14 protein-coding genes and 1 pseudogene are annotated in these 16,286 nt (G+C 71.2%); 3 read left to right on the top strand and 12 right to left on the bottom strand.

The window, feature by feature from the left end; translation table 11 throughout:
* Nucleotides 1-121: 121 nt before the first annotated feature.
* Nucleotides 122-820: a DUF4232 domain-containing protein gene (locus IEZ15_RS05765; RefSeq protein WP_189275337.1), complete on the bottom strand. Its 699-nt coding sequence runs from the start codon at nt 818-820 to the stop codon at nt 122-124.
* A gap of 582 nt (nt 821-1,402) precedes the next feature.
* Entirely contained in the window at nt 1,403-2,029 is a 627-nt protein-coding gene (gene pdxH / locus IEZ15_RS05760; protein ID WP_189275336.1) for a pyridoxamine 5'-phosphate oxidase, read from the bottom strand.
* A 221-nt stretch (nt 2,030-2,250) separates the two neighbouring features.
* Here pdxH and IEZ15_RS05755 point away from each other — a divergent pair, with 221 nt between their 5' ends.
* Nucleotides 2,251-3,360 (top strand): citrate synthase 2, encoded by a 1,110-nt coding sequence (locus IEZ15_RS05755; RefSeq protein WP_114245946.1) that lies wholly within the window; start codon nt 2,251-2,253, stop codon nt 3,358-3,360.
* A 92-nt stretch (nt 3,361-3,452) separates the two neighbouring features.
* On the opposite strand, the gene IEZ15_RS05750 is transcribed toward IEZ15_RS05755, so the two are convergent.
* The 8 genes and pseudogenes from IEZ15_RS05750 to IEZ15_RS05715 form a co-directional block, all read right to left on the bottom strand.
* Nucleotides 3,453-4,037 (bottom strand): hypothetical protein, encoded by a 585-nt coding sequence (locus IEZ15_RS05750; protein WP_189274775.1) that lies wholly within the window; start codon nt 4,035-4,037, stop codon nt 3,453-3,455.
* 13 nt (nt 4,038-4,050) lie between these two features.
* Nucleotides 4,051-4,644, bottom strand: a complete 594-nt coding sequence (locus IEZ15_RS05745; protein ID WP_189274773.1) for a TetR/AcrR family transcriptional regulator — start codon at nt 4,642-4,644, stop codon at nt 4,051-4,053.
* Nucleotides 4,632-5,378 (bottom strand): enoyl-CoA hydratase family protein, encoded by a 747-nt coding sequence (locus IEZ15_RS05740; protein ID WP_189274771.1) that lies wholly within the window; start codon nt 5,376-5,378, stop codon nt 4,632-4,634. Before IEZ15_RS05740 ends, IEZ15_RS05745 begins: the two co-directional genes overlap by 13 nt.
* Nucleotides 5,379-5,464: 86 nt before the next feature.
* A complete protein-coding gene (locus IEZ15_RS05735) occupies nt 5,465-6,625 on the bottom strand; it encodes an acyl-CoA dehydrogenase family protein (RefSeq protein ID WP_189274768.1) in 1,161 nt (386 codons plus the stop codon).
* Nucleotides 6,622-8,561 (bottom strand): annotated as a pseudogene (locus IEZ15_RS05730) (acetyl/propionyl/methylcrotonyl-CoA carboxylase subunit alpha). The gene IEZ15_RS05735 and the pseudogene IEZ15_RS05730 overlap by 4 nt, the downstream one beginning before the upstream one ends.
* A gap of 8 nt (nt 8,562-8,569) precedes the next feature.
* Complete coding sequence (locus IEZ15_RS05725; protein WP_189274767.1) at nt 8,570-10,177, bottom strand: acyl-CoA carboxylase subunit beta; 1,608 nt, start codon at nt 10,175-10,177, stop codon at nt 8,570-8,572.
* On the bottom strand, nt 10,174-11,877 hold the full coding sequence (locus IEZ15_RS05720) for an acyclic terpene utilization AtuA family protein (RefSeq protein ID WP_268250357.1): 1,704 nt from the start codon (nt 11,875-11,877) through the stop codon (nt 10,174-10,176). Before IEZ15_RS05720 ends, IEZ15_RS05725 begins: the two co-directional genes overlap by 4 nt.
* 65 nt (nt 11,878-11,942) lie before the next feature.
* Nucleotides 11,943-12,755: a TIGR03084 family metal-binding protein gene (locus tag IEZ15_RS05715; RefSeq protein WP_189274762.1), complete on the bottom strand. Its 813-nt coding sequence runs from the start codon at nt 12,753-12,755 to the stop codon at nt 11,943-11,945.
* A gap of 433 nt (nt 12,756-13,188) precedes the next feature.
* Between IEZ15_RS05715 and IEZ15_RS05710 the strand changes: the two genes are divergently transcribed.
* Both IEZ15_RS05710 and IEZ15_RS05705 read left to right on the top strand, forming a co-directional pair.
* Complete coding sequence (locus IEZ15_RS05710; protein WP_189274760.1) at nt 13,189-13,563, top strand: PadR family transcriptional regulator; 375 nt, start codon at nt 13,189-13,191, stop codon at nt 13,561-13,563.
* Nucleotides 13,560-14,174, top strand: coding sequence for an HAAS signaling domain-containing protein (locus tag IEZ15_RS05705; RefSeq protein ID WP_189274757.1), 615 nt, complete (start codon nt 13,560-13,562; stop codon nt 14,172-14,174). Before IEZ15_RS05710 ends, IEZ15_RS05705 begins: the two co-directional genes overlap by 4 nt.
* A gap of 425 nt (nt 14,175-14,599) precedes the next feature.
* Here the strand turns inward: IEZ15_RS05705 and IEZ15_RS05700 are convergent, their stop codons facing one another.
* The gene (locus IEZ15_RS05700) at nt 14,600-15,010 is read right to left on the bottom strand and encodes a hypothetical protein (protein WP_189275334.1); all 411 of its coding nucleotides are present in this window, start codon (nt 15,008-15,010) and stop codon (nt 14,600-14,602) included.
* A 195-nt stretch (nt 15,011-15,205) separates the two neighbouring features.
* Nucleotides 15,206-16,183 (bottom strand): EamA family transporter, encoded by a 978-nt coding sequence (locus IEZ15_RS05695; RefSeq protein ID WP_189274755.1) that lies wholly within the window; start codon nt 16,181-16,183, stop codon nt 15,206-15,208.
* Between the last annotated feature and the right edge of the window lie 103 nt (nt 16,184-16,286).

Below are 16,286 nucleotides of genomic sequence, written 5' to 3'. Positions count from 1 at the left end.
GCGTGCTCGGGCGACGACTGCGGATCTGTGAAGGCGAGGGGGCGCTGCGATTGCCGGGACGACACGTCGGGGTCCGGGACGAGCGTGGAGTGGAGTGGGGCGGTTGCCCGGCGTGGAGGTGTCAGACGATGACGGGGACGGCCTCGGCGCGGTTGGTGGCCCAGTTGGTGACGATGGGCTTGTCGACTTCGGCGGTGTCGGGGAGCTTGAGTTCGGCGGGGTTGGGATCGTCGTCGGTGGTGGCGATGATGACGTGCTCGAACTCCTTGCCGGCATTGCTGTTGGTGGTCTTGGGGCTGATACCGGTGTATGCGACGGCGGAGCCGGTGAGCTTGATGGGGTCTTCGCCACCCTGTCCGACGGGGGAGGCGACGCCGTCGGCGCCGGAGCCGAAGGACACGCTGGGGGTGTTGATCTCCAGGTAGCAGGTGATGCCGGACTTGGCCTTGGCGGTGACGAGGTAGTAGCCGCCGGCCTGGGACTCCGAGGTGACCGTGAAGTCCAGGTCGTTGGTGCCGCAGGACTGCCCGTAGCCGCCCTTCTTGCCGCCGCCGGAGTCGCCGGCCTTGTCGGTGGAGCCGCTGGAACCGGAGCCGCTGGAGCCGGAGCCGCCTGTGCCGGAGCCGCTGGTGGAGGGGCTGTCGCTGGAGGTGCTGTCGCTCCCGCCGCTGCCGGCGGAGGCGACGGCGGAGGGGGCCGTGGAGCTGCCGGCGTCCGCGACGTCGTCGGGGTCGCAGGCGGTGGTGGTGGCGGCGAGGGCCGTCACGGCCGCGGCGGCCAGGACGAGACGGGCGGAACGGGCGGCGAGACGCGAACGCATCATGATCTCCAGCGGGTGTCGGTTGCAGTGTTTCCTGCTGACACCGATGACACTAGGGCCGCGTCGATCCTGAAATGATCCTGTGAGTGTCCGGGTTCTGTCTCAGCAACTTCGGTTCCAGGAAACGGCGTTGGATTGCACCAGCCCCAGCTCAAGCTGCATGTCCGGGATCGCGCGAGTCCGGGGCGCTGCGAGAGATCCAGCGGCTCGACCATGACCCGGCCTGAGCACGCCTGTGGGCCGCTGCACCGTGTCCCGCGTGCGCCTGCGGCTGCTGCAGCGTGCCGACGGATACGCGTACAGCTACCGGCAGGAAGCCACCGAATAAATAGGTTGAGACATTCTCCGAGGGTTCCTAGGCTGTTGCCAGCGAATGAAAGGAGGTGATCCGAAAAGTGCAGTCTTATCGGATTCGTGAGGTGGCTGCGGGCTGACAGCCCGTCGTCGCACACAGTGCACCTCGGCAGGCTGTCTGCCGAAACCCAAGCAGTCACCGACCCGCAGGCTCGCCGGTAAGTCCGGCCGGCTCCTCCGCAAGGAGGGACCAGAGCCTGCGGGTTTCTGCGTGACTGGAACGGTTTTCTACGGACACAGGCGCTCGACGCGCCACTTCTCGCCCTCGCGTACATACCTCAGCCGGTCGTGCAGCCGGTTCGCGTGGCCCTGCCAGAACTCGATCGTGTCGGGGACCACGCGGAAGCCGCCCCACTGAGGGGGCGCGGGGACATGCTCGCCCTCCGGGTAGCGGGCAGCCAGTTCCTCGTAGCGTTCGATCAGCTCGTCGCGGGAGCCGATCACCGTCGACTGGGCGCTCGCCCAGGCGCCCAGCTGGGAGCCGTGGGGGCGGGTGCGGAAGTAGGCGACCGTCTCTTCGCGGCCGACGCGGGCCGCCGTGCCGGTGACGACGACCTGGCGGGCCATCGGGTGCCAGGGGAAGAGCAGCGAGACGTACGGGTTGGCGGTCAGTTCGCGGCCCTTGCGGGATTCGTAGTTGGTGAAGAAGACGAAGCCGCGTTCGTCGTACTTCTTCAGCAGCACCGTGCGTGAGGACGGACGGCCCTCGGGGGTGGCGGTGGAGACCACCATGGCGTTGGGCTCGTGAAGCACCCCGCCCACGGCTACCTGCCTGAACCAGTGGGCGAACTGCTGCATCGGGTCGGCGGCCAGCGTGTCCTCGGTGAAGGCCTTGGAGCGGTACTGCTCGCGCATCGCGGCCGGATCGGTGGTGGAATCGGAGGGGGAGTCTGCGGTGGGCACGGGGTCATCCTGCCGCAGCGGCCGAGTCCGCCCGGCAAGGAGGGGCTTCAATCCGTCACCGGTGAATCGGGAAGCTGTGCCGGATGTCACGCTTCCCCGCGTCGTGGGAACCCGCCAATATCTTGGGGCAGGCCACTGTGGCCTCCGTACAGCCGCCGACCGAGGGAGCCGCCATGTCCGACTTCGTACCGGGACTAGAGGGAGTCATCGCGTTCGAGACGGAGATCGCCGAACCGGACAAGGAAGGCGGTTCGCTCCGTTACCGCGGTGTCGACATCGAGGATCTCGTCGGCCATGTGTCGTTCGGAAATGTCTGGGGTCTGCTGGTCGACGGGGCGTTCAACCCGGGTCTGCCACCGGCCGAGCCGTTCCCGATCCCGGTGCACTCCGGGGACATCCGGGTCGATGTGCAGTCCGCGCTGGCGATGCTCGCTCCCGTGTGGGGCCTGAAGCCGCTGCTCGACATCGACGCGGAGACGGCGCGCAACGATCTGGCCCGGGCCGCGGTGATGGCGTTGTCGTACGTCGCCCAGTCGGCGCGTGGGCAGGGGCTGCCGATGGTTCCGCAGAGCGAGATCGACAAGGCGCAGTCCGTGGTCGAGCGGTTCATGATCCGCTGGCGCGGTGAGCCGGACCCCAAGCACGTCAAGGCCGTGGACGCGTACTGGACGTCGGCCGCCGAGCACGGCATGAACGCCTCCACGTTCACCGCCCGCGTCATCGCGTCGACCGGCGCCGATGTGGCGGCGGCGCTTTCGGGTGCGGTGGGTGCGATGTCGGGGCCGCTGCACGGTGGTGCGCCGTCCCGGGTCCTCGGCATGATCGAGGAGATCGAGCGGACCGGCGACGCGACCGCGTATGTGAGGAAGGCCCTGGACAAGGGTGAGCGGCTGATGGGCTTCGGGCACCGGGTCTACCGGGCGGAGGACCCGCGGGCGCGGGTGCTGCGGCGTACAGCGAAGGAGCTGGGCGCGCCGCGGTTCGAGGTGGCTCAGGCGCTGGAGAAGGCAGCGTTGGAGGAGTTGCACGCGCGTCGCCCGGACCGGGTGCTGGCGACGAACGTGGAGTTCTGGGCGGCGATCATGCTGGACTTCGCGGAGGTTCCGGCGCACATGTTCACGTCGATGTTCACGTGTGCGCGTACAGCGGGCTGGTCGGCGCACATTCTGGAGCAGAAGCGGACGGGGCGGCTGGTGCGGCCGTCGGCGAGGTATGTCGGGCCGGGGGCGCGTGATCCCCGGGAGATCGAGGGGTACGAGCAGATCACGGATCTGGGGAACTGACGGTCCCGGTGCCCCGCGAGCGCCCTGGGTGATCCGGAAGCAGTGCCCCGGACAGGTCCGCGGGGTCTCGCCCGGCCTGCTTGTCCGTACGTCTAGAGCTTGCCGCGGAGGGTGACGGTGCGGTGTCCGCCGAGGCGGCGCCGCACCTCCTGTTCGAAGCCGTAGGTCAGCTCCGCCCAGTTCCAGAAGGTGAGGCCGAGCTGTCCACAGGCGTAGTAGTCGTCCTCCCAGCTCCAGCGGTCGATGCCGGAGGGCCGGCGGCAGGAGGGGCACTCCACGACGCCTTCGCCGCCGTTCGCCCAGGCGTCGAGCCGACCCGCGAACGGGGCCCAGGCGCTGTCGACGGGGCACCAGGTGTCGTCGACGAGGCGGATCTCGGTGACGCAGAGCGGGCAGGTGGCAGCTCCCGCCTCGCCCTGGCCGCTGTCGAAGACGGTGCGTCCGGTCGCGACGTGGAGGCCGTTGCTCCACAGCTCGACCGGTTCCGGGTCGTCGACGGCCTTGGCGTAGTCCGGACCGGGTGCGTTGCCGTAGCCGTCGTTGTCGAGGACGCAGTCGGTGCGCTCGGCGCTGACGATTCCGTCGGCGATCAGCCAGTCGAGGAGCCCGGCGCCGAGTCGTGCGGCGTCCTGCTCGGTGGCGTCGAGGTCGACGATCGTCTGGAAGTAGTCGCCCACAGGTCCCCCGGGGTCAGTTGAGTACGTCGTCCAGCAGTGCCGCCCACTGTGCCACGACCCTCTGACGCCGGGCGGTGTCGTCGGTGAGTACGTTGGCCAGGCCCAGGCCGCGGGCCATGTCGAGGAGGCCCTGGACGGTTTCGCGTACGCCGGGCCTGGTTTCGTCGGCGGTGAGGAGTTCGACGGCGATGCGGTGGGTCTCGCGGCCGACGCGGGCTTCGAGTTCGGTGACGCGGGGGCGGAGCTGTTCCTCGTTGGACGCGGCGACCCAGAGCTGGAGTGCGGCACGGAAGAGCGGGCCCGTGTAGAGGTCGACGAGGGCGGCGACGACGGCCGTGCGGCCCTGGACGGGCAGGGCGCGCAGGGCGGCGGAGCGTTCTTCGGCGACGTATTCGACGGCTGCGGTGAACAGGTCCTCGCGGGTCGGGAAGTGGTGCTGGGCGGCGCCGCGCGAGACGCCTGCGCGTTCGGCGACGACGGAGACGGTGGAGCCCGCCCAGCCGTGTTCGGCGAGGCAGGCGACCGCGGCTTCGAGGAGTCGCCGGCGGGTGGCGCGGCTGCGGTCCTGCTTGGGGGTCCTGTCGGTGGGGGGCGTCACAACACCCATGCGGGGTCCCGTCGTTCGAGGAAGGCCGTCATCCCTTCCCGTGCCTCGGCGGAGGCGAAGAGTGCTGCCGAGCGGGCGATGAGGTCTTCGGCGTACTGGTCGAAACTCATCCGCACAGTAGCTGTGACCAGCTCCTTCGATGCTGCCAGCCCCTGTGGTGAGGCCCTGCGCAGTCCGTCCAGTACGGGTACGAGTGTCTTGTCGATGTCCTCGGCGGACCCGACGGCGATCGTGATCAGGGAGATGCGGGCCGCTTCGGTCGCGTCGAAGCGTTCGCCGGTGAGGTAGTAGCGGGCGGCGGCGCGCGGGTCGGTGCGGGGCAGCAGTGGCATGGAGATGACGGCGGGGGCGAGGCCGAGCCGGGATTCGGTGAGGGCGAACGAGGCGCCGGGGCCGGCCACGGAGATGTCGCAGGCGCTGAGCAGTCCGAGGCCGCCCGCCCGGACGTGTCCCGTGACCCGGGCGACGACAGGCTTGGGCAGTGCGACGATCTGCCGCATCAGGGCGACGAAGGCTGCCGGGTCGGGCGGTCCGGTGAGGTCGGCGCCCGCGCAGAACGTGTTGCCGGTGTGGGTGAGGACGACTGCTCGTACGGTGTCGTCGGCCGCGCACGCGTCCAGGGCGGTGGAGAGCTCGCCGACCAGTTGCGCGGAGAGTGCGTTGCGGTTGGCCGGTGAGTCGAGGGTGAGGGTGGTGATGCCCCGGTCGTGGGTGGGTTCGGCGAGCGGCGTCATGTGTCGGTCTCCTTGTCGCGGGACTTCTCGGACGCGGCGGGAGCTGCGGTGGGCAGCTGCGGCGTGGAGAGACGGAATGTCCCGCGTCAGTACGACTTGGGGAGACCCAGGGACTGGTGGGACACGTAGTTCAGGATCATTTCCCGGCTGACGGGCGCTATCCGGGCGACGCGGGCCGCCGTGATCAGGGACGCGAGACCGTATTCGCGGGTGAGGCCGTTGCCGCCGAGGGTGTGCACGGCCTGGTCCACGGCTTTGACGCAGGCTTCGCCGGCCGCGTACTTCGCCATGTTGGCGGCCTCGCCGGCACCGATGTCGTCGCCGTCGTCGTACAGCCGGGCGGCCTTCTGCATCATCAGCCGGGCCAGTTCCAGTTCGATGTGGGCCTGGGCGAGGGGGTGGGCGATGGCCTGGTGGGAGCCAATGGGTTCCTTCCACACCTGGCGGGTCTTCGCGTACTCGACGGCGCGGGCGAGTGCGTAGCGGCCCATGCCGATGCCGAACGCGGCGGTCATGATGCGTTCGGGGTTGAGCCCGGCGAAGAGCTGGAGCAGTCCCGCGTCCTCATCGCCCACGAGGGCGTCGGCGGGTAGCCGTACGTCGTCGAGGACCAGCTCGAACTGCTTCTCCGGGGCCTGGAGTTCCATGTCGATCTGCGAGCGCCCGAAGCCCGGGGCGTCGCGGGGGACGATGAAGAGGCAGGGCTTGAGCCGGCCGGACCGGGCGTCCTCGGTGCGGCCGACGATGAGGGTGGCGTCGGCGATGTCGACGCCGGAGACGAAGACCTTGCGGCCGGTGAGCAGCCAGTCCTCGCCGTCCTTGCGGGCGGTGGTGGTGATGCGGTGGGAGTTGGATCCGGCGTCGGGTTCGGTGATGCCGAAGGCCATGGTGAGGCTGCCGTCGGCGAGGCCGGGCAGCCACTGCCGTTTCTGGGTTTCGGTGCCGAAGCGGGCGATGACGGTGCCGCAGATCGCGGGGGAGACCACCATCATCAGCAGCGGACTGCCGGCCGTGCCCAACTCCTCCAGGACGATGGAGAGTTCGGCCATGCCGCCACCTCCGCCACCGTACTCCTCGGGGAGGTTCACGCCGAGGTAGCCGAGCTTGGCGGCTTCGGCCCACAGTTCGCGCGGGTGGGCGCCGTCGCGTACGACGGAGGTCGTGTAATCCCGCCCGTAGCGCTTTCCGAGGGCGGCGACGGCTGCGCGCAGGGCCTGGTGCTCTTCGGTTTCGAGGACGGTGCTCATTGCTTCGGTTCCTCCTGTACGTCTTGCACGACGGCGAGCAGGGCGCCGACCTCCACCTGGAGGCCGGGGGCGGCGTGGAGTGCGGTGAGGGTGCCGGTGGCGGGGGCGAGGATGCGGTGTTCCATCTTCATCGCCTCCAGCCAGATCAGTGGCTGCCCGGCTTCGACGCTTGCCCCGGCCCCGAGTCCGTCCGCGATGCGGACGACGGTGCCGGGCATGGGGGCGAGCAGCGAGCCGGGTTCGGTGCGGTCGGTGGGGTCGGTGAAGCGGGGCAGGGCGGTGAAGGTGTACGAGCCGGTGGCGGTGTCCACGTACGCCTTGTCGCCGTGGGCGGCGATGTCGAAGTGGCGGGTGATGCCGTCGGCTTCGAGGGTGACGCGGCCGGGCCGGGCGGCGATGACCCGTTCTCCGGTTTCGGGGACGGGGCCGGTGCGGGTGGTGCGGTAGGCGGCCTGGTGCTCGGTGCCGTCGGGTTCGGCGCGGTAGCGCTTGGTCCGGGGCTGGGAGGAGATGTTGCGCCAGGCGCCGAAGCGGGCGGGGCCGGGGCCGGGTGCCTGCTGCCGGGCGGCGGCGTCGGCGAGGGCGGCGGCCAGGGCGGCGAGGCGCGGTTCCGCTTCGTCCGGGGCCGGGGCCGGGGTGAGGGCGTCCAGGTGGCGGTCGTAGAAGCCGGTGTCGAGGCGGGCGGCGCGGAAGTCGGGGTGGCGCAGGGACCGTACGAGCAGGTCGCGGTTGGTGACCGGGCCGTGAATGCGGGCGCGTTCCAGGGCGCGGGCGAGGAGGCGTACGGCTTCGGTGCGGGTGCGGGCGTGGGCGATGACCTTGGCGAGCATCGGGTCGTAGTGGACGCCGATGGTGTCGCCGTCGGTGTACCCGGTGTCGAGGCGCAGGCCGGGTGCGGTCGGCACGTCGAGGGTGTGCAGTGCGCCGGTCTGCGGCTGCCAGTCGCGGGCGGGGTCCTCGGCGTAGAGGCGGGCCTCGACGGCGTGGCCGTGCGGTGCGGGGGGTGCGGTGGTGGGCAGCGGTTCGCCTTCGGCGATGCGCAGCTGGAGGGCGACGAGGTCGAGGCCGAAGACCGCTTCGGTGACGGGGTGTTCGACCTGGAGGCGGGTGTTCATCTCCAGGAAGTACGGGCGTCCGTCGGCGGTGAGCAGGAACTCGACGGTGCCCGCTCCCTGGTAGCCGACGGCGTGCGCGGCGGCCACGGCGGCGTCGTGCAGCCGGTCCCGCAGCTCGTCGTCGAGTCCGGGGGCGGGGGCTTCCTCGATGACCTTCTGGTGGCGTCGCTGGAGCGAGCAGTCGCGGGTGCCGAGCGCCCAGATGCCGCCGTGCCCGTCGGCCATGACCTGGACCTCGACGTGCCGGCCTCGTTCCACGTACGGCTCGGCGAAGACCTCGCCGTCCCCGAACGCGGACGCCGCCTCGGCGGACGCGGCCGTCAACTCGGCGGGCAATCCGGCGAGTTCGCGTACGATCCGCATCCCGCGTCCGCCGCCGCCCGCCGCCGCCTTGAGCAGCAGCGGGCCCGTGCCGGGTCGACGGGGGCGAGGAGCGGCACCCCGGCGGCGGCCATCAGCTCCTTGGCGCGGGTCTTGGACGCCATCAGCTCGATGGCCTTGACCGGCGGCCCCACCCAGACGAGACCGGCGTCCTGCACGGCCCTGGCGAATCCGGCGTTCTCGGAGAGGAAGCCGTACCCGGGGTGGACGGCGTCGGCGCCCGCCGCGAGCGCGGCGCGTACGACGAGGTCACCGCGCAGATAGGTGTCGGCCGGGGCGGCGCCCGGCAGCCGTACGGCGGTGTCCGCCTCCCGTACGTGGAGCGCGTCGGCGTCCGCGTCGGAGTACACGGCGACGGTGGCGATGCCGAGCGCGCGGCAGGTGCGGAAGATCCGGCAGGCGATCTCGCCCCGGTTGGCGACGAGCAGTGTGGAGATCATCTGTGGCCTCACATCCGGAAGATTCCGAAGCCGCCGCGGGCGCCTTCGACCGGGGCGGTGTGGATCGCGGACAGGCACATCCCGAGGACGGTCCTGGTGTCGCGCGGGTCGATGACCCCGTCGTCGTACAGCCGCCCGGACAGGAACATCGGCAGCGACTCGGACTCGATCTGCTGCTCGACCATGGCGCGCAGCCCGGCGTCCGCCTCGGCGGCCTTGTCGTCGTACGGTTGCCCCTTCGCGGCGGCAGAGGTGCGGGCGACGATGGACAGCACCCCGGCGAGCTGCTGCGGCCCCATGACGGCGGACTTGCTGCTGGGCCAGGCGAAGAGGAAGCGCGGGTCGTACGCCCGTCCGCACATGCCGTAGTGCCCGGCCCCGTACGAGGCGCCCATCAGCACGGACAGATGCGGGACCTTGGAGTTCGACACCGCGTTGATCATCATCGCGCCGTGTTTGATGATGCCGCCCTGCTCGTACTCCTTGCCGACCATGTAGCCGGTGGTGTTGTGCAGGAAGAGCAGGGGGATGTCGCGCTGGTTGGCGAGCTGGATGAACTGGGCGGCCTTCTGCGACTCCTCGCTGAACAGCACGCCCTGCGCATTGGCGAGGATGCCGACGGGATAGCCGTGAAGCGTGGCCCATCCGGTCACCAGGCTGGTTCCGTACAGCGGCTTGAACGCGTCGAAGTCGGAGCCGTCGACGAGCCGGGCGATGACCTCGCGCGGGTCGAAGGGCACCTTCAGATCGCCGGGCACGATGCCGATCAGCTCGTCCTCGTCGTACTTCGGTGGTTCGGCCGGTCCCGGATCGGCGTGTGCCTTGCGCCAGTTGAGACGGGCGACGATCCGGCGGGCCTGGCGCAGCGCGTCCTGCTCGTCGACGGCGAAGTGGTCGGCGAGCCCGGAGGTGCGGGCGTGCATCTCGGCGCCGCCGAGCGATTCGTCGTCGCTCTCCTCGCCGGTCGCCATCTTCACCAGCGGCGGTCCGCCGAGGAACACCTTGGACCGTTCCTTGATCATGACGGTGTGGTCGGACATACCGGGGACGTATGCCCCACCGGCGGTCGAGTTCCCGAAGACGACGGCCACGGTCGGGATGCCGGCCGCCGACAGCCGGGTGAGGTCGCGGAACAGCGCCCCGCCCGGGATGAAGATCTCCTTCTGCGAGGGGAGATCGGCGCCCCCGGACTCGACGAGGCTGATGCAGGGCAGCCGGTTGGCGAAGGCGATCTCGTTCGCCCGCAGGGCCTTCTTCAGGGTCCAGGGGTTGGAGGCGCCGCCGCGTACGGTCGGGTCGTTGGCGGTGATCAGGCACTCCACGCCCTCGATCACCCCGATCCCGGTGATGAGCGAGGCGCCGATCGCGTACTCGCTCCCCCAGGCGGCGAGCGGCGACAGCTCCAGGAACGGGGTGTCCTCGTCGATCAGCAGCTCGATCCGCTCGCGGGCCAGGAGCTTTCCGCGCGAGCGGTGCCGCGCCACGTACTTCTCGCCGCCGCCCGCCTGCGCCTTGGTGTGCTCGTCGGCCAGTTCGTCGAGTTTCGCGAGCATGGCCGTGCGGTTGGCGGCGTATTCGGGGCTCGCGGTGTCGAGCCCGGTGGGCAGGACGGTCATGCGTTCACCTCCGGTGCGTGGACGGTCTCCAGCAGCGATACGGGAATGGGCAGGTGCCGGGAGCGCAGCCACTCCCCCACCGCCTTGGCCTGCGGATCGAACCGGCGCTGGGCGGCGACGCCCTCGCCGAGCAGCCCGTGGACGGTGAAGTTCAGGGCGCGCAGGTTCGGCAGGAGGTGGCGTACGACGGTGAGGCCGGCGGTCTCCGGCAGCAGCTCCCGGAACCGTTCGACGGTCAGCTCATGGGCCAGCCACCGCCAGGCGTCGTCGCCGACGGCCCACACCCCCACGTTGGCGTCCCCGCCCTTGTCACCGCTGCGGGCACCCGCGACCCGGCCGAGCGGGGCGGTCCGGGTGGGGCCGGGGTCCGGCAGGGGTGCGGGGAGCGGCGGTTCCCCGGCGTCCCGGAGCGGCTGTGTCGTCGCGGGAGGTGCCAGGCTCAGTCGCCGCCCGTCCGGCAGGACGGCCACGTGCGGGACCTCGTCGGCCGGTACGTACTGTGCCTCGAACACCCCGTACGGTGCGCCCTTTCCGGGCGGGGCGGTGACATGGAAACCCGGATAGCTGCCGAGGGCGAGCTCGATCGCGGCGCCGGAGACCGCGCGTCCGACGGCCTCCGGGTCCTGGTCGCGGACGACGAGCCGGAGCAGGGCGCAGGCCCTCTCCTCGGTGTCGGCGTCGGCCCGGTCGGTCCGGGCCAACTCCCAACGAACCTCCGCGGGGCGGGTACGGGACCGGTCGAGTGCCTGCGCGAACTGGTCCTTGACGAGCTGTGCCTTGGCCTCGATGTCGAGCCCGGTGAGCACGAAGACGACTTCGTTGCGCCAGCCGCCGAGCCGGTTGAGTCCGACTTTGAGTGCGGGCGGCGGGGCCTCGCCGCGCACGCCGGAGACCCGTACCCGGTCGGGGCCTTCCTGGGCCAGCCGTACGGTGTCGAGTCTGGCGGTGACATCCGGTCCGGCGTACCGGGCCCCGCCGGTCTCGTACAGCAACTGGGCGGTGACGGTGCCGATGTCGACGACGCCGCCCGTGCCGTCGTGCTTGGTGATGACGGACGATCCGTCGGCATGGATCTCGGCGACGGGGAAGCCGGGCCGGTGCAGGTCATGGCCCCGGAAGAACGAGTAATTCCCCCCGGTGGCCTGGGTTCCGCACTCCAGTACGTGTCCGGCGACGACGGCCCCGGCGAGGGCGTCGTGGTCGTCGGGTCCCCAGCCGAAGTGGGCGGCGGCGGGCCCGGTGACGAGGGCGGCGTCGGTGACCCGTCCGGTGACGACGACATCGGCGCCCGCGGTGAGGCAGGCGGCGATCCCCGCGCCGCCGAGGTAGGCGTTGGCGGTGAGGAAGCCCTCGGGTACGGGGAGGCTGTCGCCCTCCACATGGGCGACCCGTACGGGCACCCCCACCTTCTGCGCCAACTCCCTTACGGCGTCGGCCAGTCCTGCCGGATTGAGTCCTCCGGCATTGGTGACGATCTTCACCCCGCGCTCGTGGGCGAGCCCGAGGCCCTCTTCGAGCTGGCGCAGGAAGGTGGTGGCGTACCCGTGCGTGGGGTCCTTGAGCCGGCTCCGGCCGAGGATGAGCATGGTCAGCTCGGCCAGGTAGTCCCCGGTGAGGACGTCGAGGGGGCCGCCGGTGAGCATCTCACGCATGGCGTCGAAGCGGTCGCCGTAGAACCCGGAGGCGTTGCCGATCCGCAGCGGCCCGGTCGTCCTCGGCGGCTTCCCGGTCGTCTGCGACGGGTCGGCCGGGGTACGCGGTCCAGTCACTCGTCGTCTCCCTTCGGCGCGCCGGCTCCCCGGGGTGCGCGGCCCGGTCCGGCGGGCCCGGCAAAGGCCTGCGCGATGCCGAGCCACTGGTCGGCGTCGGGCCCGACGGCCCGGACGGCGAGGTCGTCGCGGTGGGCGCGCTGGGTGACGAGGAGGCAGAAGTCGAGCAGCGGCCCGGTGACGTGCTGCGGTGCGTCCTGTGCCCCGAACACGATCAACTCGCCGTCGGGTGCTTTCAGTTCGACTCGGAACTCCTCCTCGGGCGCCTTGATGCCCCGTACCAGGTAGGCGTAGTCCCTGGCCCGCACACCGATCCGGGCGACGTGCCGCAGCCGGGCGGTGGGGGTCCTGGTGACCCCGAGGGCGTCGGCGATGTCCTGGCCGTGCGCCCAGGTCTCCATGATCCGGGCGGTCGCCATGGAAGCGACGCTCATCGGCGGCCCGTACCAGGGGATACGAACACCGGCCGGAGCGGCCCGCAACACCGCGTCGAGCCGCCCCCGCCCGTCCCGCCACCGCGCAAGGAGCGCCGCCGGATCCAGCACGGCCAGCTCCTCGGCACCCCGGTCGACGAAGGACTCGGGTGCCTCCATGGCCCTGGCCACCTCCCCGGCGAAGGCGTCGGCATCGGTGGCGGCCAGCAGTGCGACCTCGTCGGTCCAGGTGAGATGGGCGATCTGATGCGCGACGCTCCAGCCGGGGGCAGGCGTCGACGCGGCCCACTGCCCGGCGCTCAACTCCCGTACGAGTACGTCGAGTTCCTGGCTCTCTTCGCGCAGATCGTCGAGCAAGGCGGCGACATCGGGCACGGTGCGCTCCCCTCGGGGCAAGGCGGTGTGCCCAGGAGCATGGCAGCGGACCTATAAACAAGCAAGCATGCTTGCCTTATTTTCTGTCCCGCCACCGGGCGTTGGCAGGCCGTGCGCCCGAACGCGCCACCGTGGATGCGCAGGGCGAGGTCGGACTCCTCCCGCGCCTGTCGTCATTCGATTGCCGACGGGCACGGGAGGCCGGGCAGACCGGCGGGGGCCATCGCTTCTCGGGCGGCCGGCAGTTCGGGTGTGAGCAGTTGAGGCAAAGGGAGATCCCGGTGAGAACGATCAAGGTTCCGGGGTGGAGGTCTCCGCGTTCGGGCAGGGCTGGGTCTTCGTAAGCGCCAACACCGCCAGACCGAACCGCCAGACCGATGGGTCAAGAGCACCCCCTTCCCATCTACTTGCCCAACCAGGTATCTTGCATCGCATGGAACCAGGTGATTCGACCAAGCAGGCCCGGGCAGCCGCCCAGCTGCGCAAGGGGGTCCTGGAGTACTGCGTACTCGCCCTGATGCGGGACCGTCCCCGTTATGGCGTGGAACTCCTCCACGCCCTGGAGGACTCCGGCGCCCTGGCCACCAGCCAGGGCACGGTCTACCCGCTGCTGTCCCGGCTCCGCCGCGACGACCTGGTCACCACCACCTGGCAGGAGTCCGCCTCCGGACCACCGCGTCGCTACTACGCGCTCACCGACAGCGGCCGGGCCGCACTCGACGAGTTCACCCGCGTCTGGCCCGGCTTCCGCAACGCCGTCGACGCCTTCCTGGCCACCCCGCACCCCTCCACCGGAGACCTCGCATGAAGACCTCTGCCGACCCCGTACGCCACTACCTCTCCGCCGTCGAACGCGAGAGCTCCGCACTCCCCGCCGACCGTCGCCAGGAACTCCTCGCCGACCTCGCCGAACACATAGAGGTGACGCGCACCGAGCGTCCCGACGCCGCGATCGGCGAGATACTCGCCGAGCTGGGGGACCCCCGCACGATCGCGGCGACGGCACTGGCCGAGGCGGGGAACGGGACCACCGGCACCCCGGCCCGGAGCGACGTGGACGCACCCGCCCGGCGCGGCAAGGTGCACCCCCTGGTCCCGCTCCTGATGCTCACCCTCTCGCTGCCTTTCACGATGATCTTCTCCATCGGGCCCGACGCGGCGTTCGACCCCGGCCCGGTGTTCGGCTTCCTGTTCCGTGTCACCGGCGCGGTACTTCTCTGCACCTCAGTGCACTGGACCGCCGTCCAGAAGACCACCGGCGTGCTGCTCACCGTCATCGTGCCGACCACCGTCATCGTCACCTGGAACCTGATCAGCGGCTGGGCGGCGGGCGAAGTCCCGGCCCTCCTGGGCAACCTGGGAAGCCTCGCCCTGATGATCGGCACGGCAGTGTGGCTCTGGCGGGTCCGCCGCGCCTGAGCGCGGCCGCCGGCACATCGAGGTCGACAAGTGGATCGACCTGGCACGCGACTGCGCGTACCCCGAGGGCAGCAGCGGCTCCCTGGTCCGGGAGGGCTTCCGAGTCGCGCGGCTGCCCGGCCCCGGCTGCGCCTGGCCGCCGGCGCCGCACAAGCTGCCCACGCGCCGGGGCCATCGCCGCGCACTCGATCGACGTCACAACCCACCCCACCCCAGACGGAACCCGACATCACCACCAACGACGCTGAGCCGAATGGGTGACAGCGACAAGTTCTCAACGCTCCGAGATCGTCCTGTGGCGGGGTTCCGGCGTATCCGGGTCATGCCCCGTTCAGGGCAAGCTGGTGCAGAGGGTGCAGGCGGAACACGCCGCCCCCTTCGCCGACCCGGCCGGCGTCCCCCGAGAACGCCCACCCGGCAGGACGTCACTGCACATCGATGCGGCCCAGCCAGCTCGGCCGGACCGGCACCCCGTCCGCGTATCGCTCCACCGGCGGCGACGAGGGCGGCGGCGGAGGCGACGGCACCGTGGCCCCCGGTTCCGGCTCCACCGGCTCCGGCTCCGGTTCGGCCGGGGGCGGTGCGGCGCTGTCGTCCAGCAGCTCCGCCACCGTGAACCGGGTACTGAAGGACTGCCAGGCGCCGTCGATCACCAGAAGGAAGCCGTCGCCCTCCCGGAAGAGCCGACGGCGCTTCGGGCTCCGGGGGTGCTCCGGCGTATGGTTCCGGGCCCGCTGCTCCAGCTCCGCCAGGGCGTCTTCACGTGTGCCCTCCAGGTGCGCCAGCACGTATGCCTCCGCGTGCTTGCGCTCCCCCACCCCCACGGTCGTCTCCATGACCAGTCCCCAGTTCGCCACGTGCCCCGCCCCTTCCCGTTCGGATCAGGAGCAAGCCTAGGAGGCGCGGCGGGCCGGTGGACCGGCCGCACGCAGCCGAGGGTGTGCGGCTCGTTCCGGGCGGTGGACACGGGTCGACGCGTCGAGCGTCCGGGGCAGCCGGTCGCGGAGCGCGGGCGGGGCGCGGGCGAGCCGTCAGGCGTGGTCGCGGCGCTTCCCGACCCGTACCTGACTGCGCACCGCCCCCATGCTCGCGCCGATGACCAGTGCGATGGCCAGGGCGTCCGTCGCGGAGAGGGCCTGGTCGAGGATGAGGAAGCCGGCCGTGGCCGCGATCGCGGGTTCGAGGCTCATCAGGATCGCGAAGGTGGGCGCGGGCAGGCGGCGCAACGCCATGAGTTCGAGGGTGTACGGGAGGACCGAGCTCAGCAGTGCCACCGCCGCGCCCAGCCCCAGCGTGGACGGGACCAGCAGCTTCGAGCCCGACTCCAGGATGCCGAGAGGCAGGGAGAGAAGTGCCGCTACCACCATGGCCAGGGCCAGGCCGTCCGCCTGGGGGAAGCGGCGGCCGGTGCGGGCGCTGAAGACTATGTACGTGGCCCACATGGCACCCGCGCCCAGTGCGTACGCGGCGCCCACCGGATCGAGGCGGTCGAAGCCACCCCCGCTCAGCAGCACGACGCCGCCCAGCGCGAGGCCCGCCCACACCAGGTTGACCAGGCGGCGCGAGGCGACCACGGACAGGGCCAGCGGCCCCAGCACCTCCAGGGTGACGGCCGCGCCCAGCGGGATGCGGTCGACGGCCTGGTAGAAGAGTGTGTTCATGCCACCCATGGCCACCCCGAACGCGAGGACCGTGCCCCAGTCGGCGCGCGAGTGGCCGCGCAGCTTCGGGCGGCAGACGGCCATCAGGACGAGCGCGGCGACGGCCAGGCGCAGGGTGACCACCCCGAGCGCGCCGGCCCGCGGCATCAGCAGGACCGCGACGGCGGAGCCGAACTGGACGGACAGGCCGCCCGCGACCACCAGCGCGACCGGGGCGAGTGCCGCCCTACGGCCGTTGGGACGCACAGGACCTGCCGCCCCGCCCAGGGCGGACACCGCCTCCGGTACGGCGACGGCTGCGGCCTGCTCCGCGGCCATTGCCCCTGCTGCACTGCGCTGGTCGTTCACCTGCGGTGTTCCTCCCGAGTCCGACAGTGCATTTCAATGCACTGCCCGATTGAAGATACTGCACTCTCTCCGTGCGATACCTCCCCTTACGGTAGGTACCTCC

Source organism: Streptomyces atratus, assembly GCF_014648655.1.
GTDB classification, from domain to species: Bacteria; Actinomycetota; Actinomycetes; order Streptomycetales; family Streptomycetaceae; genus Streptomyces; species Streptomyces atratus.
This window is presented reverse-complemented; position numbering and strand designations above follow the sequence as displayed.